At 56.8% G+C, this 26,171-nt stretch carries 26 protein-coding genes; 9 read left to right on the plus strand and 17 right to left on the minus strand.

The window, feature by feature from the left end; genetic code table 11:
* Positions 1-6: 6 nt before the first annotated feature.
* The 6 genes from GSQ82_RS20835 to GSQ82_RS20860 form a co-directional block, all read right to left on the minus strand.
* Positions 7-1,464 (minus strand): cytochrome P450, encoded by a 1,458-nt coding sequence (locus GSQ82_RS20835; protein WP_254061811.1) that lies wholly within the window; start codon positions 1,462-1,464, stop codon positions 7-9.
* Positions 1,465-1,550: 86 nt separating this feature from the next.
* Entirely contained in the window at positions 1,551-2,225 is a 675-nt protein-coding gene (gene tmk / locus GSQ82_RS20840; RefSeq protein WP_158794258.1) for a dTMP kinase, read from the minus strand.
* Positions 2,226-2,415: 190 nt separating this feature from the next.
* Entirely contained in the window at positions 2,416-2,772 is a 357-nt protein-coding gene (locus GSQ82_RS20845) for a hypothetical protein (protein ID WP_158794187.1), read from the minus strand.
* An 89-nt stretch (positions 2,773-2,861) separates the two neighbouring features.
* On the minus strand, positions 2,862-3,695 hold the full coding sequence (locus GSQ82_RS20850; RefSeq protein WP_158794188.1) for a hybrid sensor histidine kinase/response regulator: 834 nt from the start codon (positions 3,693-3,695) through the stop codon (positions 2,862-2,864).
* 76 nt (positions 3,696-3,771) lie between these two features.
* Positions 3,772-4,779 carry a UDP-3-O-(3-hydroxymyristoyl)glucosamine N-acyltransferase gene (gene lpxD / locus GSQ82_RS20855; protein WP_158794259.1) on the minus strand — a complete coding sequence of 336 codons (1,008 nt, stop codon included), beginning with the start codon at positions 4,777-4,779 and terminating at the stop codon, positions 3,772-3,774.
* 82 nt (positions 4,780-4,861) lie between these two features.
* On the minus strand, positions 4,862-5,401 hold the full coding sequence (locus GSQ82_RS20860; protein ID WP_158794189.1) for a hypothetical protein: 540 nt from the start codon (positions 5,399-5,401) through the stop codon (positions 4,862-4,864).
* 208 nt (positions 5,402-5,609) lie between these two features.
* Between GSQ82_RS20860 and GSQ82_RS20865 the strand changes: the two genes are divergently transcribed.
* A complete protein-coding gene (locus tag GSQ82_RS20865) occupies positions 5,610-7,427 on the plus strand; it encodes a CCA tRNA nucleotidyltransferase (RefSeq protein WP_158794190.1) in 1,818 nt (605 codons plus the stop codon).
* 204 nt (positions 7,428-7,631) lie between these two features.
* Positions 7,632-8,222 carry an NADPH-dependent FMN reductase gene (locus GSQ82_RS20870; RefSeq protein ID WP_158794191.1) on the plus strand — a complete coding sequence of 197 codons (591 nt, stop codon included), beginning with the start codon at positions 7,632-7,634 and terminating at the stop codon, positions 8,220-8,222.
* Between the two features lie 25 nt (positions 8,223-8,247).
* Here GSQ82_RS20870 and GSQ82_RS20875 read toward each other — a convergent pair whose 3' ends face one another.
* The 5 genes from GSQ82_RS20875 to pdxT all read right to left on the minus strand — a co-directional run bounded on the left by GSQ82_RS20875 (position 8,248) and on the right by pdxT (position 12,811).
* Positions 8,248-8,415, minus strand: a complete 168-nt coding sequence (locus GSQ82_RS20875) for a copper resistance protein CopC (protein ID WP_158794192.1) — start codon at positions 8,413-8,415, stop codon at positions 8,248-8,250.
* A 41-nt stretch (positions 8,416-8,456) separates the two neighbouring features.
* The gene (locus GSQ82_RS20880; protein ID WP_158794193.1) at positions 8,457-9,230 is read right to left on the minus strand and encodes a cytochrome c oxidase subunit 3; all 774 of its coding nucleotides are present in this window, start codon (positions 9,228-9,230) and stop codon (positions 8,457-8,459) included.
* 35 nt (positions 9,231-9,265) lie between these two features.
* The gene (locus GSQ82_RS20885) at positions 9,266-11,080 is read right to left on the minus strand and encodes a cbb3-type cytochrome c oxidase subunit I (RefSeq protein ID WP_158794194.1); all 1,815 of its coding nucleotides are present in this window, start codon (positions 11,078-11,080) and stop codon (positions 9,266-9,268) included.
* Complete coding sequence (locus GSQ82_RS20890; RefSeq protein WP_254061812.1) at positions 11,077-11,850, minus strand: cytochrome c oxidase subunit II; 774 nt, start codon at positions 11,848-11,850, stop codon at positions 11,077-11,079. Before GSQ82_RS20890 ends, GSQ82_RS20885 begins: the two co-directional genes overlap by 4 nt.
* A 298-nt stretch (positions 11,851-12,148) precedes the next feature.
* Complete coding sequence (gene pdxT / locus GSQ82_RS20895) at positions 12,149-12,811, minus strand: pyridoxal 5'-phosphate synthase glutaminase subunit PdxT (RefSeq protein WP_158794195.1); 663 nt, start codon at positions 12,809-12,811, stop codon at positions 12,149-12,151.
* A gap of 173 nt (positions 12,812-12,984) precedes the next feature.
* Here pdxT and GSQ82_RS20900 point away from each other — a divergent pair, with 173 nt between their 5' ends.
* The 5 genes from GSQ82_RS20900 to GSQ82_RS20920 all read left to right on the plus strand — a co-directional run bounded on the left by GSQ82_RS20900 (position 12,985) and on the right by GSQ82_RS20920 (position 17,041).
* Entirely contained in the window at positions 12,985-13,737 is a 753-nt protein-coding gene (locus GSQ82_RS20900) for a YebC/PmpR family DNA-binding transcriptional regulator (protein ID WP_158794196.1), read from the plus strand.
* Positions 13,738-13,819: 82 nt separating this feature from the next.
* Complete coding sequence (locus GSQ82_RS20905; RefSeq protein WP_254061813.1) at positions 13,820-14,569, plus strand: acyloxyacyl hydrolase; 750 nt, start codon at positions 13,820-13,822, stop codon at positions 14,567-14,569.
* A 16-nt stretch (positions 14,570-14,585) separates the two neighbouring features.
* A complete protein-coding gene (ftcD, locus tag GSQ82_RS20910) occupies positions 14,586-15,500 on the plus strand; it encodes a glutamate formimidoyltransferase (RefSeq protein WP_158794197.1) in 915 nt (304 codons plus the stop codon).
* A gap of 155 nt (positions 15,501-15,655) precedes the next feature.
* Positions 15,656-16,615 (plus strand): hypothetical protein, encoded by a 960-nt coding sequence (locus tag GSQ82_RS20915; protein WP_158794198.1) that lies wholly within the window; start codon positions 15,656-15,658, stop codon positions 16,613-16,615.
* A gap of 162 nt (positions 16,616-16,777) precedes the next feature.
* Positions 16,778-17,041: a hypothetical protein gene (locus tag GSQ82_RS20920; RefSeq protein WP_158794199.1), complete on the plus strand. Its 264-nt coding sequence runs from the start codon at positions 16,778-16,780 to the stop codon at positions 17,039-17,041.
* Positions 17,042-17,197: 156 nt separating this feature from the next.
* Here GSQ82_RS20920 and GSQ82_RS20925 read toward each other — a convergent pair whose 3' ends face one another.
* The 3 genes from GSQ82_RS20925 to GSQ82_RS25840 all read right to left on the minus strand — a co-directional run bounded on the left by GSQ82_RS20925 (position 17,198) and on the right by GSQ82_RS25840 (position 19,129).
* Positions 17,198-17,491, minus strand: a complete 294-nt coding sequence (locus GSQ82_RS20925) for a permease prefix domain 1-containing protein (protein ID WP_158794200.1) — start codon at positions 17,489-17,491, stop codon at positions 17,198-17,200.
* 12 nt (positions 17,492-17,503) lie between these two features.
* A complete protein-coding gene (locus tag GSQ82_RS20930; protein ID WP_158794201.1) occupies positions 17,504-17,866 on the minus strand; it encodes a PadR family transcriptional regulator in 363 nt (120 codons plus the stop codon).
* 429 nt (positions 17,867-18,295) lie between these two features.
* Positions 18,296-19,129, minus strand: a complete 834-nt coding sequence (locus tag GSQ82_RS25840) for a helix-turn-helix transcriptional regulator (protein ID WP_371417247.1) — start codon at positions 19,127-19,129, stop codon at positions 18,296-18,298.
* A gap of 901 nt (positions 19,130-20,030) precedes the next feature.
* On the opposite strand from GSQ82_RS25840, the gene GSQ82_RS24795 reads away from it, so the two are divergent.
* Together GSQ82_RS24795 and GSQ82_RS20945 are read left to right on the plus strand one after the other, a co-directional pair.
* Complete coding sequence (locus GSQ82_RS24795) at positions 20,031-20,372, plus strand: hypothetical protein (RefSeq protein WP_216847145.1); 342 nt, start codon at positions 20,031-20,033, stop codon at positions 20,370-20,372.
* Positions 20,373-20,379: 7 nt separating this feature from the next.
* The gene (locus tag GSQ82_RS20945; RefSeq protein ID WP_158794203.1) at positions 20,380-21,411 is read left to right on the plus strand and encodes an acyltransferase; all 1,032 of its coding nucleotides are present in this window, start codon (positions 20,380-20,382) and stop codon (positions 21,409-21,411) included.
* Between the two features lie 246 nt (positions 21,412-21,657).
* Here GSQ82_RS20945 and GSQ82_RS20950 read toward each other — a convergent pair whose 3' ends face one another.
* The 3 genes from GSQ82_RS20950 to GSQ82_RS20960 all read right to left on the minus strand — a co-directional run bounded on the left by GSQ82_RS20950 (position 21,658) and on the right by GSQ82_RS20960 (position 25,972).
* Positions 21,658-22,332, minus strand: coding sequence for a hypothetical protein (locus GSQ82_RS20950; RefSeq protein ID WP_158794204.1), 675 nt, complete (start codon positions 22,330-22,332; stop codon positions 21,658-21,660).
* 1,521 nt (positions 22,333-23,853) lie between these two features.
* Positions 23,854-24,423 carry a hypothetical protein gene (locus GSQ82_RS20955; RefSeq protein WP_158794205.1) on the minus strand — a complete coding sequence of 190 codons (570 nt, stop codon included), beginning with the start codon at positions 24,421-24,423 and terminating at the stop codon, positions 23,854-23,856.
* A 1,291-nt stretch (positions 24,424-25,714) separates the two neighbouring features.
* Positions 25,715-25,972, minus strand: a complete 258-nt coding sequence (locus GSQ82_RS20960; protein ID WP_158794206.1) for a hypothetical protein — start codon at positions 25,970-25,972, stop codon at positions 25,715-25,717.
* Positions 25,973-26,171 lie beyond the last annotated feature (199 nt).

Genomic DNA, 26,171 nt, shown 5'->3' on the forward strand with positions numbered 1-26,171 from the left:
TCGCCGCTAGCGCGCGACCAGCTTCATGCGGAGCGGGTAGCGTGGGCGCAATGTAATCTTCGCCTGCACCTGTGGCGGTGCTGCGTCCAAATAAGACATCCGCCAACGCTGGGCGATGGTAGCGATCGAAAAGACGCCCTCCATCCACGCGAAGCTCTCGCCGATGCACTGGCGAGAACCTCCGCCGAAGGGGAAGTAAGCAAATTTGGGACGCGCGGCCTTCTTCTCCGGAGTGAAGCGGTCAGGATCAAATCGGAGCGGGTCGGGAAAGTACTGCGCGTCGCGCCCCAGGATGTATTGGCTAAAGAAGAAGTGCGCGCCGGGCGGAATGCGGTATGGCCCCAGCACGACAGGCCGCGTGGACATGCGGCCCATCGCCCAAGCTGGCGGGTACAGACGCATGGACTCGGCGAAGACCTGTTCGGTATACCGAAGCGCTGGATAATCGGCAAGCGTGGGCAGACGCTGTGCGTTCGCGCTGCTCGCCGGGCCGTTGCCAAGCACTGTGTCCAGTTCGGCGTGGAGTTTCGCTTCGACTTCGGGATTCTGGCTGAGCAGATACCAAGTCCAAGCGAGTCCGTTCGCAACTGTCTCATATCCAGCGAGGAAGATGGTGAGAACCTCATCGCGAACCTGTTCATCAGACATGCCACCCTGGGATACACCGTCGTCTCCCTCGTACTTACTGGCAAGTAGCATGGAGAGAAGGTCACCTTTGTCAGGCTCTCCCCGAGCCGCAGACTCTCGATGTTCGCGAATGAGACGATCCACGACGGCATCAAGGCGCGTCTTCGAACGGCGAAACTTCATGATGCCCGGAATCGGCAGATGAAGGACAGACTCGATCTTTGGGAAGGCGACGATGAAGCTGTAGAGGCCCATGATGGTATTCACCTCATCGTTGATGCTGCGAATGTTGTCGGTGACCTCGGTGTTGAAGAGCGTGCGAGCGACGATCTCCAATGAGAGCGTCATGCTGGCCGCGGCGATGTCGATCTCCTGGCCGGATCGCCAGGCGCTCCGTTGATTGGCCGCACAGGAGACAATCTGATCGGCATACGCGTTGATGCGCTGCCTATGGAAGGCCGGCGCGGCGATCTTTCGCTGGCGCATATGGATGGGATCGTCGGAGGTGATGAGCCCTTCGCCGAGCAGCACCTTCATGCGGCGCACGGTGCGCTCTTTGACGAAGCTTGACGCCTGGTTGATTAGAATCTCGCGGATGTAATCAGGATCGTTGATGAAGACGATCGGCGTGCCCATGAAGCGGTAGCAGGCGATGTTGCCGTAAGTCGTCAGCAGATGTTCGAAGAGTAGGATCGGACTGCCGAGCTTCACCCACGGTCTGAAGGCGTAGAAGGGAAGCGAACGCCGCAGGCCTGGTGGCATGCGCCAGGGGCCTTGAACATCATCAGTAAGCATCTCCTCTGGGGGAGCTTCGAGGGTAGGAGGTGGTGTAGTCATAGTGCTTGATTGGCTCGATTCGATGGAACAGTGATCGAAGGAAAAGAGAGAGAATTTGCGAGCAGCGAAAGATGATTCGCTCTACTTTATGATGTTCGATTTGCCAAACGCGTCGAGACGATCTTGCGGATGCAGTCTTCTATCTCCTCGATGGGCGCCTCGTCGCGGATGGGAACAATCCGGTGTGGTTCGCGTAGAGCAATCTCTTCATATTTTTTGTAGATGCGCTCATAGAAGAGCCTACCCTCGCGTTCGAAACGGTTTTCGTCCGTGCCATGCTGTTGGATGTGCCGGGAGTTGCGGCGACGAGCGCGGTGCAGGGAAGACTCGAGCGGAGGTAGCAACAGCAGCGTCAGATCCGGCTGCAGATTGTCGCATGTCGCGGCGTGCATGGCGAGGATGCGCTCACTGCCAAGCTCCCGCCCTCCACCCTGGTAGGCCTCGGAGGAGTCGGTGTAGCGATCGCATAGGACGATCTTTCCGTCCGAAAGCGCAGGCAAAATCACCTCGGCGATGGACTGAGCACGATCGGCGAACATGAGCGCCATCTCGGCGGCGGGAGCGATAGGCCCAAGCGCAGCCTCGGACTTCGAATCGAGCAGCACGCTGCGGATGCGGTCGCCCAGAGCCGTACCACCCGGCTGCCGCAGCGTGACGACACCGTGACCTTCAGCCTCAAGCGTAGTGGCCAAGCGGCGAAGCTGCGTCGTCTTGCCGGAGCCGTCGAGGCCTTCGAAAGTAATGAAATATCCGCGCGGCATAGCTACCAGCTTACCGCAGATGGAGCGCACGACCTCTTATGCGGATAGGGGTTCGCTGCAGCGTGGAAGAAGAATCCGTGCATTGTGTGCATGCCCAAAAAGAGCTTGGGTTATAAGGGCTAAGGTGGACCTACGAGTATGCCGTCAGACAGGGAGACGCACGGCAGCTCTCCGGACTTAGATTAAACGCTTAATGGGTCGAAGAAGCAGGTACAGCCTGCCAGCTGACGCCTGTGGAGGAGATGGTAATGGTTAATCGCCCCTCAGCGCCCTCTTGATAGGAAGGACCGTCGGCTTTGTGATCCTTGTGCGTGCTATCGGTATAGAGGATCTTCGTTGGCCCGGACCCTAGAATCTTGAATCGATAGTGAAAGTCAGCTCCCGGCGCTAAGTTCTGGGTACCGAAGCTCGCGCTCGGATAGTCCACCTCCACCAGTTCAATTGCCTGGCCGGTACGGTTGCTCACCGTCGCTTCGATGTAAGGAGACCGGCAGCCGGTGGTTGCGATAAGAGCGGCGAGGAGTACGAACTTCGGCAGAGACTGCATAAGACTCAAGGGTATCAGGCAGTGATGGTGTGGAGTTCCACATGGTCGTCAGCCCACCATCTTTCACGGCCAATTGAACGTCCGTGCGCCTACAAGAAGGGAAGCATCTCTGAAGAGCGGCCAGGCAACTTATCCAGAATGCGCGCCGTAAGCACAGCGCCCGATCGATTGTCGTGAAGGGTGATCGGGAATGCCAGGACACTCCATGTAAAGAACTGCTCTCCGGGTCGTTGTTCGCTGAGCAGCCCGCGGCGCGTACGGTCGATGTAGGTCTCGCGGGTGTGACAGACTGCCTGGATCACCTCGCCCCAATCTCGAATGAGCGTCGGAAGCTCCTGCCCGATGTTGCGGCCAATGAACCAATCGCGCGGCTGACTCAGGTAGTCGGCGACAGCCTCGTTGCAATACTGCCAGATACCACGTTCATCGAAGATTTGGACGAGGACGTCGGAGCCGATGGCCATCGAGATGCGCGAATAAAAGAAGTCGCGCGCATCGACCACGACCGGAGCACCACGCCGTTTGGCCTCCAGCGAGCTGAGAGCGTCCAGAAGGTCTTCGACCGAGCTGTGACCCTTCAGCAGATGCATATCCTCGACCCCGCCAAAGTAGCGGTCGAGGGTAGCGGAGAGAATGATGATCGGCACGTGAGGCCTGCGCCGACGTAGAAGCGCAGCCACCTCTGTCCCGAACTGCCCGGCTCCAAGGTGGTAGTCCAGTACGGCGATGTCGATGCCGTCTAAAAGCTCTGTGGCCTCCTCGATGGTGTTTGCCGGAACCGATTGGTAGCCATGCTGCCGGAGAATCGAAGCGCGAAGAAACAGATTGTCGGGATCGTCGTCGAGCAGGAGGACACGAACCGGCCGGCTCGCCACAGGCTGTGTGTACTCCGAAACGTAGTCAGGACTATCGGAAGTTTCCATTGCTAACCCTCTTCCATGCGGACGCTACGCCTTCACCTATTGATGCTTAATCGAACTAAAGTTACCACTTCTTTGATTATTTTAGTTTGGATTTTATCTCCCGAAGGACCTCAGGAAGGCGATTGAAGAGAGTCACAGACCGCAGCCACTGTCGGTTATCGATCGCAGGATACCCACTGACCACCTTTCCCGCCGCGACATCGCCCGGGATACCGCTTTGGGCGGTCGCAATGGCTCCGTCGCCGATCGTACAGTGACCCGCGACCCCCACCTGTCCCGCAAGAATGACATCTCGGCCGATGATCGTTGAACCCGCCAGCCCGACCTGGGCGCAGAGCAGGGTATCAGCGCCCACCGTCGAACCGTGGCCAACCTGAACGAGGTTATCCACCTTGGCTCCGGCATGGATGCGGGTCTCGCCGATCGAGGCGCGGTCGATGCAGGCGTTGGCCTGAATCTCAACCGCATCTTCGAGGATCGCGGGACCAGACTGCAGAATCTTGTACCAGGTCTTACCCGGACCCTCGGTTGGCTGTTTGGCGAAGCCGAAGCCGTCGGCTCCAATGATGGCTCCGTTCTGCAGGATCACGTTGTCCCCAAGCTGGCAGTGCTCACGAACGACCGCGTGTGCATGAACGAAGAGGTTATCTCCAGCGCGGACGTAAGGATAAAGAACCACGTGGGGAAGAATCACCGCGTTATCGCCGACGACGACGTGATCCATGACGACGGCGTAGGCACCGATATGAGCGTTGGTCCCGATGCGTGCGCTGGCCGCGATTACAGCCGTAGTGTGGATACCGGGGGCGTAGGCTGGCGGCTGATAAAAAAGTTCAATAGCCCGGGCGAAGGCCAGGTAAGGATTTTTGAGCCGGAGCGTGGCGGCGGAGATATCGGGAAAGCCAGGTTCGACCAGAACAGCCGTCGCCTTTGTGGTGTGAGCCAGGGAGGCGTACTTCGGATTGGCGACAAAGGCAAGATCGCCTGCAACGGCATCCTCGATTCCGGCGACGCGAGTGATACGGGCGGCTGGGTCACCCTCCAGGACAGCTCCGAGATGGGTTGCAAGCTCGGCCAGCGTCATCGACTTTGCATGGAATGGCATGGGGTCGATTGTAGTGGAACAGCGAATATTGACCGGCCTGGTGATCCCTAAACCCTATTCATTAGTTCGGGCGAGTATTTGGTGGGACGAGGTCGTTGAACAGGTCTTCCTGCATCGTCGGAACAGAGGCTGCGGGAAGCGGTTTTCGACGCGACGGTGAGGTGATCACAGCGATGAGCTGGAGCTCGGTGAGGGAGCTGCGCGGAACGAAGATGCGCTGCGTATTGGACCGCGTATCGGGCGGCGTCAGGTGGAGGCCGGAGTCCTGGATAAGGTCGTCCAGAAGCGTCGCGTCCGTGGGCGCAAGTCCTTCCAGAACATCGCCTGTACGGAACATCATTCGCAGCCAGAGACCCTCCGTGCGCGGCCGGGCAAGAAACGTTCTCCGTAGTAGCCGCTCCGGGTTGACCGAATCGTTCAAATTGAACTCGCGCACATAGCAGATGTGCTTGATATCATTGATAGGCAGGGAGATAACCCGGCCGCTTAAGTCCAGCAGATCGACCGAGCGGTTGCGTACAAAGCTCGAGAGCGGCAGATAGCCTGGGAGGGTCTCTCCCGTAAAGCGACGAATAATGACCTTTTTGTGAGCGGATGACATAAGCCTCGCGGATTGTCGCATGGATGCCGCAGCCGCAGCGAGAAAGGTGCAGAAAAGGTAGTCAATTCGCTAATGCTGTGTTACATTGGCCTTTTGCGTTTAGCTGTTGTGTCCTTTATAAACGCTTGATTCGTCTGAGCTTATGGTATAGCTTCGGCGGGTTTGCGTGTACCGGTTCGGATATTTACTTGGAGTAAACGTACCAGCTATGGCCGACTACATCTACCTGCTCGAGAATCGCCTGTCGAAAGCCCAGAGGGCAGCGCTGCTTGCTATACGCGAAGTAGCTAGAACCAAGGGACTTACTGTATTTCTGGTGGGTGGCGCAGTACGTGACATGACCAGCGGATCGCCTGTGCGCGATCTTGATGTCGTGGTTCAGGGAAATGCCCTCAAGCTAAAGAAAGATATAGAGAAAGTACACGGCGCAATCTCCGGAGAGTCTGAAGCCGGACAGGCGCTGTTTGTACGGTTTCCGGGTGGTGTGCGCATGGAGATTGGCAGCACTTTGTCAGCCACCTATCCGAAGCCCGGCAAACCCGTGTTCAAACCGGCGACCATCCTGGACGACCTCCGGCGGCGGGACTTTACCGCCAATGCGATGGCGATTTCGCTCAATGATGGCTCCTATGGCCTGCTGATGGACCCGCTGAACGGCGTAGCTGACATTGAGAATCGCGAGCTGAGGCTGGTGAGCAACTACGGCTTCATCGAAGACCCGATCCGCATGGTTCGGGCAGCCAGGCTGATGGCGCGACTGGGCTGGCAGATGGACGAGAAGACCCAGACCCGGTATGAGACCGGCAAGCAGGAGAACTACATCTCGGCGCTGGACGACTTCCATCGCGGCTACGAGACCGAAGAGATCTTCCACGAGGAGGACCCGCTACGGGTGTTGAAGCGGCTGGAGTCCGAAGGCTGGATGAAACATCTCTCACCCGCTCTATCGGTAGCCAAGGCGAACGTGGCGGAACTGGAACGCCTGCGCGACAGCCAGACCAAACTGCAGATGCAGGGAATTCACCCCGAGACCGCCTCGGCGAACTTCCCCCTGTTGACGGCGAAGATGGCTCCGAAGGATGTCGAGACGCTGAAGAAGAGCTTTCCGCGGCAGGGTTTTGTCTCCGAGATCGAATCCCTTGAGAACGAGGGCAAGGCATTTGCGGCGGAGTTGTCCGGAAAGGCTGCGACATCGCCCTCGCAGGCGTGGAAGATGCTGTATGCCGCCGCGCCGGAGTCAGTCCTGTGGGTAGCGCATACCTCGAAAAACGCAAGTATTCAGGCAAAGTTCAAGGGATTCTTCAGCGAATGGGGATCGGCGAAGCAGAGAGTGCCCTATGCGCTGATGCAGGAGATGCGAATCGTTCCCGAACTGCCTGGCTATGACGAACTGGTCGACAAGCTCTTCTTTGAGTTGATGGACGGAAAGCTGGGAACGGTGGAAGAGATGAAGGCGTACCTCGAGCCGTACTCTCCTCCCGCTCCCCCGCCTCCGGTGCATCTGCGCAGGCCCCGAGTCGCGAAGAAGGACGCGAAGCCGGCGAAGAGCAGGAAGAAGGCTGCAGTCGTGGTGGATGGTGAAGCGTCTGACGCGGCCGCCGCTGAGTCTCCCGATGGATCCGAGGCAAAGGCTGCGACCCCGGCGAAGAGCGCAACCACTGCGAAGAGCGTCGCACCAGCAAAGACAGCCCCTGCGGTAAAGGCAGCTCCCGCGAAGGCCGCACCTGCAAAGACTTCGGCGCCCGCCAAAGCAGCCACACCCGCGAAGAAGGCGACTCCTCCGGCGAAGTCTGCGCCAGCGAAGAAGGCACCAGCCAAAGCTCCGGCAAAGAAAGCGGTTGTCAAGGTTCCTGCGAAGAAGACCCCGGCAAAGGTCGCAGTCAAGAAAGCACCTGCGAAGGCTACTCCGAAGAAAGCGCCGGTCAAAGCCGTTGTAAAGAAGAAAGTTCCAGCGAAGAAGGCTGCCGTCGTCAAGAAGTCTCCGGCGAAAAAAGCTCCGGCAAAGACAGCAAAGAAGAAGCGCTAGTCGTTCGTATGAAGCCGGGATGTCGGCGACTCCGCCGCCTCGGCTTCGCGTTTCTTAGAACATCGCATCACGAGCAAAGATCAACAATCCTACCTACTCTTTTCCTCTGCTCAAATCGAAGCTTGATGAGGCGATGAAAAATCTCGTCTGTTCGTAAAGCCTCGCGAGCGCAGGACACATCTTACCCGGTACGAGGTGAGATTCATGGTTGTTGCGGTATTGCTTGGTTCGGTACGAAGCGATCGTATGGGAGGTCGAGCTGCGAAGTGGGCGATAGCGCAGCTCGAAAGACGGGGACACGAGGCGGTACTGGTGGATGCGGCTGAGTTGAAGCTGCCCATGTTGGACAAGATGTGGAAGGAACTCAAGAAGGACACATCGGACGAGTACAAGGATCTGCGAGTTAAGCTTGCTCCACTGGCTGAGCTATACGAACGCGTGGACGGCTTCTGCATCGTCAGCGCGGAGTACAACCACTCCATTCCGCCCGCGATGACCAACCTGATCGACTACTTTCTGGAGGAGTATTTCTTCCGCCCATCGGCGATCATCTGTTATTCCACCACACCGTTCGGTGGTGTGAGGGCCGCGATGCAGCTGCGTGCTCTTCTGGCCGAGGCAGGTATGCCGTCGATCCCTTCGCTGCAGCCGATACCCGCGGTCGACAAGTCTCTAAGCCACGACGGCAAAGCTCTGACGCAGGAGCTGGCGGAGAATACCGGCAAGTTCTTCGACGAGTTCGACTGGTACATGAGAGCGATGAAAGCAGAGCGCCAGAAGGGCGTGCCGTACTAAGTCCCACCAGAAACGCCATCAAAAATTAGCGCTGCCGCTTCAGCAGAAGAAGCGTACCCAGGAACAGGCTCCCGGCGCTCACCGTCATGAAGATGATTGCGTGACGGTACGCGGCCTGGGTTCGCGGCGGCGTGGCAGCGGTGTTGTCCTGACACTGCGTGCAGCCTTGCGCATGGACGAACGGCGCGGACATAACGAGCGCTGTGAGCAGTACCGCATCCTGAAGAGACGTTCTCATTGAAAGAAGGCCAGCAGTCCAAAGAGGAAGAGCCAGAGGATGCCCATAGCGTGCCAGTACCACGCGGCGCCGTCCACCAGAATCTGTCGTGTCTCCAGCTGGCGCGAGACGTAGAGCCCTGTGAACGCAGCCAGCAGCGCACCGATCCCAAGAAACAAGTGCAGCGCGTGTGTGCCGGTAATCAGGTAGAAAAAGTGGCTGCTCTGGTTGGTGCGGAAGAATATCTGCTGGATCGCGAGTTGACGCCACGCCACCCACTGACCCGCGAGGAAGAGCATTCCGAGCACGATGGTAGCCGACAGCCAGGGAAGGGCACGGCGCGTGATTGGCTTCCCAAGCCCCAGCCACTCATCCATCACGTCGGTCTCGCGGAACATGTTGCGGCGCGCAATCTCCATCGTGACCGAGCTCAGCAGCAGAATTGCCGTGTTGAGCCACAGAATCGGCGGAATGGCCGTCGGCAGCCACTCGTTCACATAGTGGTTATAGGCGTCGAAGTGTCCGGTCGACTGATTCACGAAGAAGGTGCTAACTATGGCGACGAAGAACATCAGGTCGCTGGCGAGGGCGAAGAAGATCCCCATCCGGTAGCGGTGAAGACGTTCGTACGGACCGCGATGACCGCGGCTGCGTTCGTTCCAGTTATCGCCGTCCCCGCCCCCCCCGGTGCGCTTGTCGGTCGGCGGACGACGGCCTGAGCCGTTGTCGTGGTCTTCTAACCGGCGCTTGCGTTCCGGCTCCGTTTTATTGGGCGTGATGGTCGCCGGCATCGGGGTCTCTCTTCGGGAACACCTTGTGGAACAGCTTACTCCGGTTTCGGGTTTATGGCGCTCTCGAGTGCAGCTTGCACGACAATATCAGGTTCCCACTGCGGCAGAAACGTCTCTCCGGAGGGGCTGGATTGGTAGTGGCAGGGAGCGCGATGAACGGCAATCACCTGTATATGGGATGCGGTTGCCGCCAGAAAAGGATTAAAAGCTGGATGCCATTCGAGGGTTGTAGCCTGCCACGGGTTCGGCGGCGCGACGACGCCTCGCCGCAGACTGCGAATCAGGTTGAAGAGAAAGACAATCTGTGCGCAGGCCAGAAAGATAGCCGCGTATGTGATGTGGAGGTTGAGTGGGAGAGTGTGAGAGAGCAGCGCTCCGGCGGGGCTTAATGCGCCCCCAGCGCCGGGAACTCCGGTAAGCTGCGCATAGTGGCGGGGCTCGCCGGCCAGTCCGGTAAAGTGCATCGGCAGAAACGTGGCGTACGCTCCCACCAGCGTCAACCAGAAGTGCCATCTTCCAAGCGGCTCCGAGAGCAGGCGGCCGGGATGGCTGCGCGTAGCCGTCAACAGAGGAAACCAGTAGTACGTCGCAGCATAGAGACCAAAGATGCCGGCCATGGCCATGATGAGATGAAAGTGAGCCACGACGAAGAAGGTGTTGTGCAGGTATTCATCCAGAATGGGTTGGGCGAGGATCGGCCCGGTGAGACCGCCTGTGATGAAGAGGCTGACGAACCCGAGCGCGAAGAGCATGGCGGTGGTATATGTCGGGCTTGAGCGCCAGGTGGTGGCTAGCCAACTCAGTACCTTCGCGGCGGCTGGTAGCGCAATGGCCATCGTCGAGACCGAGAAGGCCGAGCTTGCGAACGGATTGAGACCGGCCACGAACATGTGGTGTCCCCAGAGCAGGATGCCGAGGAAGCCGATCAGCAGAGTCGTCGCGATCATCGTGCGATAGGCGAAGACGCGTCGGTGGCTGAAGTTCGCAAGCACCATCGACGTAAGCCCCATTCCCGGCAGGATCGCGATGTAGACCTCCGGGTGCCCGAAGAACCAGAAGAGATGAAGCCAGAGCAGGGGACTGCCGTCGCCGCCGCGATGAAGAACACCGTTGACGAGGTCGCCGGTGGGAAGGAAGAAGCTTGTGCCCGCGTGACGATCGCAGAAGAGTAAGAGGATCGCCGCCAGCAGCACCGAGAACGCGATAACGCTGAGCAGTGCCGCCGTAAACCATCCCCACACCGTCAGCGGAAGACGCTCCCAGGTCATGCCGTGGCACCGGTTGCGAATGATGGTCGTCAGGATGTTGATGGAGCTCGCGGTGGAGGCGACCGCAAAGAGCGCAATCGAGGCCAGCCAGAGATCCATCCCCATTGCCTGGCCTGGACCGGCGCTGGCAATCGCGCTCAAGGGCGGGTAGGCTGTCCAGCCGGAGATAGCCGCGCCGCCAGGGACAAAGGTCGAGCTGAGCAGCGTCAGCAGTGCCACCGCCGTCATCCAGAAGCTGGCAGCATTGAGAAAAGGGAAGGCCATGCCCCGGGAGCCGATCTGGGCCGGAAGAATCAGGTTGCCAAAGCCTGCCTGCGGTGCCGTCGTCAGGACGAAGAACAGCATGATGGTGCCGTGGATGGTCACCAGCGCCAGATAGTCTTCAGGCAGGATCGGTCCATGCAGCGGCAGCGGCCAGTCCGGCCACACCAGGTGAATTCGCATAAGCAACGAGAGCACAGTTCCTATCGCCACCGCGACCAGCGCAAGCACAAGGTACTGGACGCCGATGACGCGGTGATCGGTGGTGAACAGCCTGCTCCTGAAGAAGGACTGCTGCCGTGTTGCGTCTGCCGGACTCATGGAGCAGCCCTCCGTTTAGACGCCAGCCAGCTGGCGAACTCATCCGGCGGCAGAACTCGCAGCGTTGCGTTCATCCGGTAGTGGCCAAGACCGCAGAGCTGTGTGCAAAGGATCGCGTAGGTGCCTGGCGTCGTCGGCGTAAAGTGGATGTGAATCGTCTGCCCCGGAACAGCATTCTGCTTCAACCGCATCGCAGGGACGGAGAAGCCGTGGATCACGTCCTGTGCCTTCAGGCGCAGATCCACCTCCCGACCCGCAGGCAGGACAAGCTCCGAGGTCACCTCATCGTCCGCGCCATGCGCATCGGCAGGATCAACTCCCAGCGGATTGCCCTCGCCGGGAGCAACCAGCTGAGCCCGCGTGGGGCCGAACGTCGCATCCGGCCCCGGATAACGGAAGTACCACGCAAACTGCTCACCCGTGACCTCGACCTGCAGCGCCGCAGGATCGGCCCCGGTGTAGCGCGCGGCGGCCCACAGGCGCTCGGCCTTCACAGTGAGAAATGCAAACAGAATTGCCAGCGCGGCTAGTGGAAGGTACTCGACGCGCCACAGGTCGGCAGGCTCAGCTCGGCGACCGCCCAAAAGCCCGACGCCTAGAATCACATGTATCAGGACGAGGAGACCGAGCGCGATCCAGAGGTTCAACAGTAGATGATGATCGAGCGCCAGGCCGTGCTCACTCGCGTTAGGAGGAAGCCCCCACGGACCTAGGAAGGCAGCCACTACATGCAGGCGTGCGACCAACGGCAACGTGCTGGTAAGGATCACACCTCAAGGATACTGCCTGCTACCAGATCCCTTGCCCAAAGCGATCTTCAGCCAATCTTTCCCTTAACGAAGGCGTAGATGCAACCGAAGATCAACGCAGCCACAAGAGCGAGCAGCGCTGTGGTCAGGAACGTGGAAAACGGCTCGCCGGAGCTATCCTCAGAGTGTTTTCGACTGCCGGTAAATAGGACAAATGGGTTACTCGACCTGCCCGGCTTGATAACTCTGGTCGTCGCTGGACGAAACTTCATCAGTCGACACTAGCCGGATTGCCATAAAAAAGGCGTAACGCCGCACCCTAAACCTGAACCGCAGCTCGTTTCCGCACCACGTCCAGAAAGAACTGGTGGACCCGTGTATCGCCGCTCAGCTCCGGATGAAACGTCGCAGCCAGAAGATGTCCCTCGCGGACCAGAACAGGGAATCCATCCCGGCTGGCGAGCACCTCCACCTCCGGCCCCGTACGCGTAATGCGTGGAGCGCGGATAAAGACCATCTCCAGCGGCCCGCCCGGCAACTCCGTTGGCGCGGTCAAAATGGCGGAGTCGATCTGCCGGCCATACGCATTCCGTTCCACCGTCATATCCATCGCCGCGAGCGAGGTCTGGGCAGGGGATTGAACGTCTTTGGCAAGCAGAATTGCTCCCGCGCAGGTGCCGAACGTTGGCGTCTGCAGAACGAAGGTCGAGAGCACGTCGAGAAACTGGTTTCGCTCGAGAAACTTAAGCATCGTGGTCGACTCGCCGCCCGGAATAATGAGTCCATCAAGCGGTGATGGTTCGACCAGTTCGGCAGGGGTCCGAATCAACCTGGTGGTAACGCCAAGACTCGCCAGCGCCTTAGCATGTGCCTCATAAGCGCCCTGCAAGGCCAGGACTCCGATGGTGATCCCGGCGTCGGTCCCAGTCTTAGTTCCAGCCTGAATCTCAGTCGGGGCTGCGGCGTTTGGTCGCGGAGTCATGATGTCTCCAGTATAGAGAATTCGATCGGCCTTCGGTCCTCCACGGCTGCGGCAAGCCCGCTTCGTAACCTCTTCCGTGGAGACCGCGTCCGAAGCATGGACCCCGCACAACATGCTAAAATCGCAACGTCGCACAGGCTTCAACCTGCGCAAAATCACCACCGAGGTAGTCCATGTCCGGCCACTCAAAATGGGCGACAATTAAGCATAAGAAGGGCGCGCTGGACGCGAAGCGCGGCAAGATCTTCACACGCCTGATCAAGGAAATTACCATCGCCGCCAAGACAGGCGGAGGCGGCGATCCCGACGGAAATCCAAGGCTCCGTGGAGCTATCGCAGCCGCCAAGGCCGAAAATATGCCTGCCGACAACATCAAGCGCGCCATCCAGCGCGGCACCGGCGAGCTCGAAGGCGTCAACTACGAGGAGATCACCTACGAGGGCTACGGTCCCGGTGGCGTTGCCGTCATCATCGACGTCCTCACCGATAACAAGAACCGTGCCGTCAGCGAGATCCGACACGCCTTCTCGAAGAACGGCGGCAACCTCGGGGCGGACGGCGCTGTCGCCTGGATGTTCACCAAGAAGGGCGTCATCACCATCGCCAAGTCCGAAGCAAACGAGGACAAGCTGACCGAGATTGTCCTCGAAGCGGGCGCCGAAGATCTCAACGACGAAGGCGAACACTGGGAGGTTCTTACCAACCCCAAGGACTTCGAGGCTGTCACCGAAGCCCTCAAGGCTGCCAAGATCGCCACCGACCACGCCGAGGTCACGAAGATCGCCTCCACCTACACCAAGCTGGAAGGCTCACAGGCCAATGCCATGATCCGTCTCCTTGAGACCATCGAAGACCTGGACGACACGCAAAACGTCTACTCCAACTTCGACTTCGACGAAGCCGCAGTCGCCAATGCGAGTCACTAAACTTCCACGGTAGCTAAGTTTCCACGGCCGCCGTTCATCGGCGGCCTTCTTCTGCACCTGTCCCTGTAATCGGAGCTATCGAGTGATCAAGCATCTTCAACGTGTCGGAACGGCCGCAGTCTGCGCCTTTGCTCTCCTGTGCCTCTCACGCATTGCCAACGGCCAGGCCGTCGTCAGCACCGACGCCACCCCCTTCCACGACGATGTCTCCGGACATCAGCCGCTTGAAATTGGCGCTCTCGTTCAGGGTGGCTTCGGCGTCACTGAGAACCGTGGCGGCTTCAAGTTCCTTCTTGCAGGCGTTCACGCCGGCAAGGTCCTCACCTCCAACATGGGGCACGGCCCACTGCGCGGCAACTTCGAGTACGCCGTCGAAGTCTTTCCCTTTTGGCAGTCCTACACGCCGAAGTTTCAGCGTCCGTTTTGCATCAACCCGCCCGGAACTCCGGAGCAATGCACACCCTTGTACACCGTGGGCGGCACCTACACCGGAGCCTCCATCACGCCCATCATCCTTCGCTGGAACCTCGTCGGTACCAAACGCATGTCCTTCTGGGGACAAGCAGCCGGAGGCCTCCTCTGGACCAATCACAAGTACCCTGCCTTTGGTGGCGCGCCGTACAACTCACAGAACGACGGTCCCAACGCCGACGCCAGCGTATGGAACTTCACCCCGCAGGGAGGCGTAGGGATGCACTACTTCATCCATTCCCGCCGCTCCATCGACTTCAGCGCCAATGCCGTTCACATCTCCAGCGCCTCTCTGGGAGACCGCAATCCCGGCGTCAACGCAAGCGTCCAGTTCTCGCTCGGCTACAGCTGGTGGAAGTAACTCACACCGAGTTCCTATGAATCCAGAAGCCATCATCGAGTGCGTTCCCAACTTCTCTGAAGGCACAGATGAAGCCCGGGTCCGCCAGATCGTCGCCGCTACCCAGGTGGATGGCGTGCGTCTGCTCGACTGGTCGCTCGACACCGCCCACAACCGCTCCGTCATTACTCTCGCCGGCTCGCCCGAGGGCATCGTCGAAGCCGCCGTTCGCGCCGCCGGCAAGGCCGCCCAGCTCATCGATCTCACCACCCAGAATGGCGTCCACCCCCGCATAGGCGCGGCCGATGTCATCCCGTTCATCCCCGTTAGCGGAGCCTCGCTGGCGGAGTGCGCCGTTCTTGCCCGCCAGGCTGGCCTGCTCATCTGGCGCCGCTACGGCGTCCCGGTGTATTTTTACGGAGCCGCAGCCGCCCGCCCTGACCGCATTCTGCTCGAAGACGTCCGCCGCGGCCAGTTCGAAGGCCTCCGCGACGCCTCCCGCCGAGACGCTGCCCGCCGCCCCGACATCGGCGGTCCCGATCTCCATCCCACCGCGGGAGCCAGCGCAGTCGGAGCACGCAGCTTCCTCATCGCCTACAACATTCACCTCCAGCAGCCGGACATCGCCGCGGCACGCGCCATCGCACGCGACATCCGCGCCGCCAACGGCGGTCTCCACGGCGTTAAAGCCATCGGCGTCCTCGCCAACGGCCGCGCCCAGGTCAGTATGAACGTTACTGACTTCCGCATCACGCCTATGCACCACGTCTACGCTACCGTCCACCATCTCGCCCAGCGTCACGGCGTCCTCATCCAAGACGCGGAGCTGATCGGACTCATCCCCCAGGCGGCCTATGAGGAGGGCGCCGAGTGGGTGCGCCAGATCACCGGCTTCGACCCCGACGACAAGGTGCTCGAGCGTAAGCTGGATTCGCCGATCGCCTGGCCCTAGTTCGTCGCTCCAGCTAATACAGGCTTCAGGTACCACAAAAGGTGCAACCCTGCTAACCAACCTGGCCCACATCCAGTCTTGCCTCTAAAGCGTATTCACGGAAGAATAGAGCTAACGGAGCTACAATCCACGTAGTCCAAGGAGTAAAGGGAATCATGAACACCATTAAGCACAACCTATTCACCGCGGCCATTGCCGTTGCATCTATCGTGGCCCCATCGTTTGCCACCGCCGCCCAGCTCTCGAGCGACGCCAAGTCCGCTATTCCCAAGGAGATCCAGCAGCTGATCGTCGTTGACTACAGGGCGATGCAGAACTCCTCCGCCGCCATGGAGATGAAGGATCGCGTCCTCCCCCCAGAACTCAAGCGCTTCGAGACCGCCCTCAAGAGCTCCGGCCTCAAGGTCGACTCTGACGCCGACGTTCTCGCCTTCGCCGCCTTCCGTGACGCCGCCGGGCAGGGAACTCGCACCGTCGGCATCGCCCAGGGCCAGTTCCACACCCGCGAGATCATGGCCCACTTCACCAAGGACAAGGTCAAGCCCGTCATGCTCCGCAACAACGCCATCTATCCCATGGGCACCTCCGGCATGAGCGTCGTCTTCCTCAACCAGACCACCATGGTCTTTGGCGACAGGGAGGCCGTCAAAGAGGCGATGGACGCACGCGACGGCATGACTGCCGACTTCCTCGCCAACGGCGACATGGTTAACGAGATGGCAGCTGTCGACTCCAAAGCCGTATGGAGCCTGCTCGACGCCAAGGGCACCCAGACCATGATGAAGAGCGTGCTCGGCGACGCCGCCCAGCTCACCGACTACGACACCGTCAGCAACCGCATGAAGAGCAGCCGCTACACCATGGACTTCCAGAACGGCGTCAAGTTCGACATGGCTGTCGTCATGTCCGACACCCTCACCGCCGCCACCGCCGCCACCCTGATGAAGGGTATATCGATCATGAAGAAGACCTCTGGCTCGCCGCTCGAAAAGTCCGCGCTCGACCAGACCACGATCGACTCGAACGCCGGCACCCTGACCGTCGACTACTCTTCATCCGACAGCCAGTTCGCCAGTCTCCTCACCTCGCCGCTGTTCCAGTCCGTCGTCAAGTAGTCCAGCGCAGAACCTGCAAACCTTTTACCAGACTACACCCGATTAGCCGCGAACATCACGCAGCGCATCGGGTGTTTCCTTTTGCCGCAGCTAATCCCGGGTTAGTCGCTTGCGGAGTGCTTTGGAGCTGGGAGGCATAAAATTGGAGGCAGGGGTATTCCGATGCTATACAAGAAAATCCGCGTGGATGTGATCGTCGTTGCCGATGAAGCCGAGGTCGTTGTCGCAGAGTTGAACGCCGCACTCGATCGGTTGGAAGAGAGCCACACCCTTTTCGGTGGTGAGATCGAGGCCGTCGCTTTCGAGCATCCGGGAAAACGGAGGAGCTCGGCACTCTCGCACACGGTCGCAGCCGGCGGGACGGTCGTTGGTGCTCTCAAGACCGCACGTGCAGGCATGGCAGTTGCCCTTCGCGCGGTCATCTGATGCAAGACCGTTCCGGCGAAGCGAAGGCCGTAGAATATTGCAGAATCTGCAGTGAAGCAGTGTCTGTCCTAAGACGCAAGAGGCAGAGAAAGGGCGCTCCGATGCCGACAGCGGCGAGGACCAGCGCAAGCGTTCCGAAGAATCCGATGCCCAGGGTCAGTAGCAGAATGACAGCAACGGAGAAGCCCGGCGATCTCCGTATCTGGCGCAGCGCGAACTGGATGTCGGCCGCGATCGATTTTCCGTGGCAGGCCATTGCCACGTCTCCCGGCTACGCTGCTCCATGAGCGTGACGTTGCCGAACGCGCGGCGCGCTGCCTGTTCCGCTTTTGTGCGGGACAGATTCTCCGTGCGCATAAGCTGCTCGGTCTTCTCTTCGATATGTTGACGGAGTTCTTCCCCGAGATCATCATAAAGGCGACGACGGAAGATGCGATGAAACCAGTTCATGCTGCGACCTCCTCAGGAGCTAGCCGACCGTCGTGCGGGACCCAGGACCATCTGAATACCTTCCAGCATGCGGTCAAAGCTGGAGATCTCTTGATCGAGATGGCGCAGGCCGGCGCGCGTCATCTGATAAATTCGCACACGGCGATTCGTGGAAGGAGAAATAGTCCAATCAGCCGTGACCAGGTTGGCTTTCAACAGGCGCTGAAGAGCTGGGTAGAGTGAGCCTTCCTCAACTTGAAGCAAGTTGTTGGAGCGCTCCTGGATGTGCTGAACGAGCGCATATCCATGGGAGGGGTGTTGGCGCAACGACTCCAGGATCATGATCTCCAGAGCGCCAGGGAACAGATCGCGGGATTTTTCGTTGGGTTTTTCCATGAAGCCTGTTTGCTGCAAGCATAAGGCCTTAATGTAAAACTGCCCTCATTAGTCGTCCAAAGTGCATGTTGCTGCAAAGCGTAAACGTCGCTGGCTCTGCAAAGCTCAACTCTTCCATGCGAGTGCGAGTCTATTCGCTAGATGAAAGCGCTGCGGCCGGAGTTATCCTTAGTCTTGTTGAGTGGAGAGCAGCTTTTGTTCCGTCAGCTTTCAGATCTATGTGACTATCAACGAAAGTTTCACTTTGAGACGAGCCCTTCGGTTCGAATCAAAAAACCTTTTTGCGTTTCTCAGCCACTATCAAAGCGGCCCCCGTTTTAGGCCCTCTTGACAGAAATGCTATATCGCCGTTTTATCGCAAGAATATTGCGATCACAAATTCTCTTACGGCTTAACTTCGCTTCTATTTGGAACGCCATGGGATCATGGTTATGACAAATGCTTCCGCCAGTAAGCGGGAGGATATCCGACAATACTCTTGAACACAAATGTGAAATGGGCTTGCGTTCTAAATCCAAGTTCGAGCGCGACGTGAACGACTGACATCGAAGGATTTCGGAGGAGGGTCTGTGCGTGAGCAATCTTTCGCCGAAGGATGTACCGATTTGGCGTATAGCCGGTGGCTGCGCGGAATTGAGCCGCAAAGTGCATTCGTGAAAGTCCAACGGCATTACTAAGCTCGATCAGATATATCGGCTTCAAGAGGTTGGCCTCGATGTATTCGATCGACCGATTTAGCCGCCATCTTAACAGTGCCGAGGGCTCTTTTCCAGAAAAATTGAGTTGCGCTCTCTTCGAGTCAAGGGCTAACAAGCGAGACGCAATGGCCAAACTTACGCCGTCGAGAAATACCGGTCCAGCTGGACCACCATTATCATCGACGTCAACCAACATTCGGACGAGGTGTTTGAGAGTGGGGCAATCTACACGTTTTGTCTTCGATAAAACCAGTGCTTCATTGGGAAGGCGGCCATATGCCGTTTCATAACACTCAGCCAACAGAGCTTGAGGCAGATACACTCGGAAGGAGGTGAAACCCTCATAATATATTGCCCGAGCCTCTTGAAATGGCTCTTTGATCCAGAGCGAGTCGGCAGAAGCAGAGCCTCTATAAAACGGCTTACCACCGAATTGCCACTCGCCTCTCGCCGGCTTGCGAGAACATATAAGCATGTGGGCGTCTTCTGCGCCACTGGAAGAGAATTCTATCGGAGAAGCTGGTTCCGAGAGAACCCACCGAGAAAGTATTACTTGAGGCGCCATTCTGGACGATTCAGCTTCAATTAATGGAGGCTTGAACCATTCCACCTCAGAGCGAATGAGCGGCGGCCTAGGTAGGAGAGGCTCGCCACCGCTCGGCGGCTCTTTTGACTTGTCAGGTTGCGTGAGTAAAGGCTGCGGCACAAATTCCTCGGAACACAGCGGCTAATAACAGAAAGAAACGAGTGTAGTTTGATTCGAAGCAGCCAAAGCTCCATTGACATGGGACATTGGAATTGTGATCGCTCACCGTCTCCTCGTCCCCAATTAATGGACCTCGATAGGCGACCAGATCTATAGGTAATTCGTGTTTCTGCGACAATCGCTAAACCGTAGCTGCCGACGAAAACAGATGCGAGATTTCACCATTCTTCAGCGTTCCACTCTGCTTGCCGCTGCCTCATATTCAACGTTCCGCTTACCAAGCGCCCGTGATTGCTCATTAAAACTTATTGCAGCAATTCTCTAGAACGAAAAGCCATCTATTAACAGAGATACACCTAAATTTAGGCCTGCACAAGTTGTTAATTCTTAATAGTAGTGAAGATTTGGTTCGATCTCGTGCCGGGTGGGCATAGCCCGATACACCTCATCGCATATAGATGGAACTTGCGTGCCTCGTCGATCAGGCGACTACGTCTGCAGAGGAACGCCTTCATCCAGGAGCCAACGACAGATTCGGCGGCACCGATGTTATTCGTCCAGAAGGCAGGATAGGCGTGCATTTTCGGAAAGTCTGATTCATTACCGAAAGACGTTCAAGTCAAATGTACGTAGACTCGAAACGTTATAGTTCGGCCTTTGTGCGGAGAAGGCCGTTATAAGCAGATCCTGGGGTGGCCGAAAAAGAAGCCATCCATTGGACTATCAAGAATCTTGTCTGTAATCACTTCGGAGAATATCAATGGCTTCTAAGAATTTAGACAGGGTTGTTCCCATGCGCGAGTCGAGTCAAAATGGTCTTGCCCTAACATCAGTCGAATCATATGACGCGATCGTCCTAGGTAGTGGAGAGGTGGGAAAATACATCGCCTGGAACTTCGCATCAGGCGAAAAAAAAACAGCTTTGATCGAACGCCAATATATTGGCGGATCTTGCCCAAACATCGCATGCCTGCCAACAAATGTGAAGTTGGCGTGCCGGAGAATTCCCCTCGAAACGATGCTACTGCAAGATATCGATGAGGCCCGGCACCCGCCAAGCCATTCTGCCAAGCAAATCCAGAGCCGGCGCGAAGCGCCGTAATCTAAAGATGACAGATGCGAAACGCATCGTGCAGATCGACGGGCTCCGCGCCATTGCCGTATTGATGGTTTTTGGTAGTCACTCCTTTGGCTTCCATTTGCTCTGGACTGGAGTGGACTTATTCTTCGTCCTATCTGGCTTTCTTATCACAGGAATTTTGCTGGAACAGCGCAGACATAAGACTTGGAGCAGCTATCTGGCCTTGTTTTATCAGCGCCGTATGCAAAGAATTCTTCCTCCCTATCTTCTCTTCCTTGGCCTCACATCGATTTTGTTTGGCATCGGCTGGATGCATCATTGGTATCTGTTTATATTCCTGATGAACACTGCATCGTTCCGGGAGCTGTCTTATCGCTATTTCCTCGCCGTTCTGTGGTCGCTGGCAGTGGAGGAGCAGTTTTATATTCTGTGGCCCTTTGCGGTCTACTGGCTTAGCGAGACGGCTCTCGCTTGGTTAGCGGGAACTTTGGTGCTCGTCGCTCCCCTGTTGCGCTGGGGAGCGACTGCTTTTTTCCCAGGGCATTGGCCAATCCATACCTCGACTCCCTTCCGAATGGACCTGCTGGCGATCGGAGCGCTAATCGCGCTCGCCTGGCGTCATTATCGAACGGTTCTCGAACAGCTCAGCGCTTATGCTCTTCTACTGACCGGCATTTCGGTATGCTTCCTGCTCCTGTTTTCTCGGTATCCGTGGTTTCAAGCCGGTGCAAATAATGTCTCAGCCAGCGTCTGGCTATACGAGCTCAGTCTTCTCGGCTGTGCGGGAGCAGTGTTATGGGCGCTGGGTGGCCGTGGTGTCGGAATGCTAAAGCTAACACCGCTGGTGTACCTCGGAAGAATAAGTTACAGCTTTTACCTGGTCCACTTCACAGTGATTTCTGTTGTCCGGAATCATCTGCATCATATCCTCCTTGCAAGAGCGATAGCCTTCGCCGTTTCCTTTATCTACGCTGCGCTTTCCTGGCATCTCCTGGAGCGGCCCACGCTGTATGGGCTTGTCAGTCCTCACAGTCAAATGGGGGTAGGGGTAAGGGAATAGGAGCTGGGCTGCTGGCGGATCTCGCCCGCGAATCCTTATTTCGCTAGCCGCGTGGCATCATGGACCACTTTGAAGCAGGGAATCTTTCCGGTGGTCTGATCGTTCAGCACACTTCGCGTGCTGGCGTCCAAGATATTGCTATCGCCGGGCGCCAGGAAGAAGCTCTGGCCTGTCGCATCGCACTCTGGATAGTGGGTCAGCCGACGGATATGTATGGACCAGCTTCACGCTCTGATGGGCGTCCCTTTAATATTGATATCCGCCAGGTAGATCTCCTGGTTGCCTGATCCCTGATAAATAGTAGAGGAGCTGATCGCCAGAATGCTGACCTCGGCCTTCTATTGCTTGGCAGTAAACTTGTACACAGGGTTCTCGGCAAAAGCGCACACTCTTCCTGAAAAGAGAAAGGAGATCGAAAGAACGGGAATCGAAAATGTCGAACGCAAATTGAGTAGGAAAACTATATTTACGTTTTCCCGTGGCGAGATCCACACCGTATTCGTTAGTCGAAAATGGCAAAACTCCAGGTTGGCTCTGCCCCCTAGCCACCTCGGTTGCAATTGCTGAATGAGCAACCAAGATTACGACGGCGATTCGGACACCTGAGGATTGACAAGTGTGGCGGGTAAGCAGAAAGGGCGCAGCAGACGAACCGCAATAGGGAAGCAGGAGACCCTTGGTGCGGACTTCCAAGCGGTCATCTGGGAAGCCGTAAACGTCAACGTACTTGCCCACAAGACCTTCGGAAAGAGAATTTCGCTCCAGGATGATCCGCTTGCGGTCATATGACAAGGTCAACTGGCTTCCGACGTAGCGTTGCTCGCGGTGGCACAAGATATCGATCAGTTTCTCGATGGGAATGGAGAGTGGCGGCCGGTGCAGATCTTCAGGGCGCGATCGAAAACAAAGTTTTAACATCACACTCAACTAATTCCGGGGCGCCGACGGATCTTGAACACCAACCGACGTGGCGAAATTCATATCCTATCGGCATCTGCTCCGCATTCTTGCTCATGAGTTGGTTGGATTTCAGGATAGGGTCAACGCTTGCAGGTCCCCATTCAAATCAGCTCATCTGGGCCCTGTGGCTGTTGGTCTCCGTACTACTTGCTCTATGGCTCGCAATCGCTCCAGGGACAACATGGCTTTTTGCTGTTTGCGCTGCCGTATTACGATCATTTGAGAAGACGGCCGTGATGGCATATTGTTGGTCGAAATACGGCGCCGGCCATGTGACAGTGATTATGGACACAGATTTTTCTTCCAGAGATTTACGTTTTCTTATCCACCTTTTGGCTGGGACAACGGTTATCTCATATTTCGCATGCGAAAGGCATTGACGAAAGCCGACACAGCTTCGACAGCCGCGTCCGTCGTATTAGTGCACTTACGGCCGCGATCGCGCCCGTTTTGACTTTTTTGGGTGCGGTCTTGGTGGCCGTCATAACTGGAATGACGGCACATAGGTAGGTCGAACCGCTGTGCAGGAGTAGTTTTCGCTCTTTTTGAATTGAGAAGGTCCAACGTTTATTGGGAATCCAGTGAGATCTCACGTCCAGCAGCTCTGTCGATTTCGATACGATGGTTCGCGACGCGTCCCTTCCAATGGTCTGTTGGGGGCGGCTTCTGCTCCGCGAGGTCAAAGCCGCCTTAGCCCGAAAAAGCCCTACGAAGATGCCTCAGGGCAGGGTATATTGGGTCCGACATTTGAGAAAATCCTCTTCTCAGCTAAAGCGGTTGGCATGTTCCGTTGGCAGCCCTGACGCATATTCCAAATATCCTATCGACATGATGATCCGAAATGTGCGCGATGCTAGGCAAAAAACAAAGACATCACAAACACCTGAGGAAGCTCGCCAGAAGGCTAAGAGTGCGTATCGCTGATGCACACAATGCGTCCGATCGTAGCAATCGGCCCTTTCACCGATGCTGTACGACGCCGGCTTCGTACAGCGACACCCATGCCTGTGTTGCCGCAGTTTTCAGGCGGAACGTCTAGGCTACCAAAAACACTCAGCTTCGTTTTACCTTGGTGCTCTGTTTTATTTAGCAATCTATCTAACGTCAAGTCTCAAGTTTTACTTGAAATAAGAGACCAGTTTTACCTGAATGGACGGCAAGAAGGCATTTCCAACGCCGATATGGCATTGGATATACATAATATGTGTTATCAGACGCGGAGGCAGTTTAGATCCTGTTGCTTTCCAAGACCCGTCCGTTCTAGTAAATCCTTATCATTTCTTCTAGTAAAAGTTTGTCTTCGTGAAGCGGTCTTCGTCTTTCACGTTTTCCAGGACATACCAAGATTGGCGTGAGGCTATCTAGTATGGCTGAGAACATTGAACGAACCGTCCAGAAAGCGGTTGAGGATTCCCTCGCTCCCGACCTTTTTAATGCGCTCATGGCTGCGTTAGGTCAGATGAATGGATCAAAAACTACTGACTAGGTGACGAATTCGTTAACTGCTTGCTGTTTTTCCCATTCCAACTTATCCAGAAGTCTATCAATCTTGTTTGCAGGATTATCCGGTTGCGCTGGACCGGTTAGAGTACAGAACGTAGTCCAATCATTGAGCATGGCTAGAGAAAGTTCGTGCAGTAATCTCGCGCCACGAGTCGGATCCTCCTCCGGAAAGCTGACGGAGATCAAGCCCGGAGCAAGGGCTATCTCCGTAGGCAATGCGACCATGGATCGAGCCAGAACGTCTTGTTTCAATCTCCAGCTTGGCGGATCAGGTCTTCCCTGCCGTCTGAGTTCCTCCCGAAGAGCTTGGTTTTCTGCTTGGACATCCTGCAGCGCTTTGATGACTCGTTGATGGCGAAGCTGCTTTTCTTTGACCTCTGGCTCCAGACTCTCTAGCCAAGCGATCAGGCGTTCTCGCTCCACTCGCCAACTGCCATTGCGATTCCCTGCTACGAAAGGAGCCATCATGCGTATCGCCGCCCTGCGCTGCAAGCCGAAGACGGATTCAATCTGAGCCCGTTCCAGTTCGGCATGATCGAGCGTACGCAATATGGCCAATATCTCCGAGATGCGATGACGCCAGCTTGTGGGTCGGGGCCATACATAAGTCCTTATGCGATTAGGAGGTGGGAGTCATCTGTTCGTCATTCTACGCTCTCTATGTAGCGACACAGTTACGACACACCCCGTAATTTCTGAAGTCTGAGAAGAGGAGTTTCTCAGATGTCAGAAACACTCTTGCCGTTTCGCAATGAGATTTCCTTATCGACCGCAAATTACCGTATGCGATAGCAACCGACCTGAAAAGGCAGACTTGATAATTGCCTCTTCAACTGTACGGAAGGGTTTTCTTGAGGGCTCCCTCTGTGGTTCTAGACAAACACCTTCTTTGGGCGCGAAATGGTTCATGGCCCAAGGAGCATTCAGCAGGTCATTGTCTCGGAGATTAGCTTGTTGTTATGCCGGGGAGTGAGCATCTGACGATTCTCGCGATCAGAGCGCCTCACCAACTGGTCGGCGCTCCGAGATATCCTCGCGGGAGAGCGTCAAAATAGTTGGAGAATTCAACCACAAACGCTGCGGGAAACTTGCACTTATGTCCTGGTTTTTGTTTGCAAATATCAAATCCATGATAGTTGCGAAAGTGATTAGGTATGACTGAATCACTCGCCGTAGCTGGGGTCACCATTTATGGTCCGTCGCCCGATTACAAGCAAGATTTTTTGATGGAAGAAGCGGTCTGCTTCTATGTACACGGCTTCTGAGTGAAGCGGTGGATCTGTTTCGACCATGATGGAATCCGCGCCCATCTTCTCCTGATTACACGGGCCGCCCGATAATGGTCTTCCATGACTTCGCACTAGATTCGCGAGGGGGTGTTGCGTGCTAGTGAAAAATCGACGCAACAAAAACTCCATTTCAGCGACGCAACACTCGTCTCACTAATAAGTGACACATTGTCATTCTTTTTCAATAACATAATATGAGCAACAACTTCATTAAATACCTAGAATCAGTCATATTGACGCTTTATAGAGTGTTGCGTTATTTGACCGTTCGTTCCAAGGATTCTTTAGCATTTCCTCTAAGAAAATTTTATGTACGGCATGCATGATTCCAGCTTGTACCAACTCGTGAACAAAATTCCTGCTGCGGACCGACTTGGAACCAAGCAGAAACTGGCTCAACTCCGTTTTCAGGCCGCACGCTTTGGCCGTAGCTTCCGGCTCTTGCACGGGCTGTTTCAAATTGCAGGTGTAAAACATAGAAACAAGCGCGGAAGCACAGTGGTTCGCATCTTCAAAAGAGCTGCCGATGGAGCGCTCAGGAACTGCGACAATTACCTTCTTGATTCTTTGGTTCCGGCGGCGCGGCAGGCGGCGAGGTCGGTGATGTACAGTGCTGCCACCGTCGTAGGTTCGGCCGGAAGAGCCAAGAGTTGATGAGTCTGGCACCAGGCTTCAAAGTGCGCCCAGTCGGACCGATAGGCTCGTAAAGTGGCGGGCGCTTTGGCGGCGCGGACGAAGTCCTCGGCCCGCTGCACCAACGCTGTCATCTCTGCGGCCAGTGGCAGCACGGCGAGCTCGGACATCGGCAAGGACCTCCAGGAAAGCGGATGATGCTGCAATCATCTTAGCGCTGATGGGATGCTCGGGCGGAGCTATGGAATTACCCTTGCGTTCTGAGGTCAATACCGACAAGACGACATAATCGTGCTGATCGGCATTCGATGAGGTCGCGGTAGGGACGATCATTACTGATCGCCCCCCGCACAGATCCACACGAGCGCTCATTAG

It is taken from the genome of Granulicella sp. L60, assembly GCF_009765825.1.
Lineage (GTDB): Bacteria > Acidobacteriota > Terriglobia > Terriglobales > Acidobacteriaceae > Edaphobacter.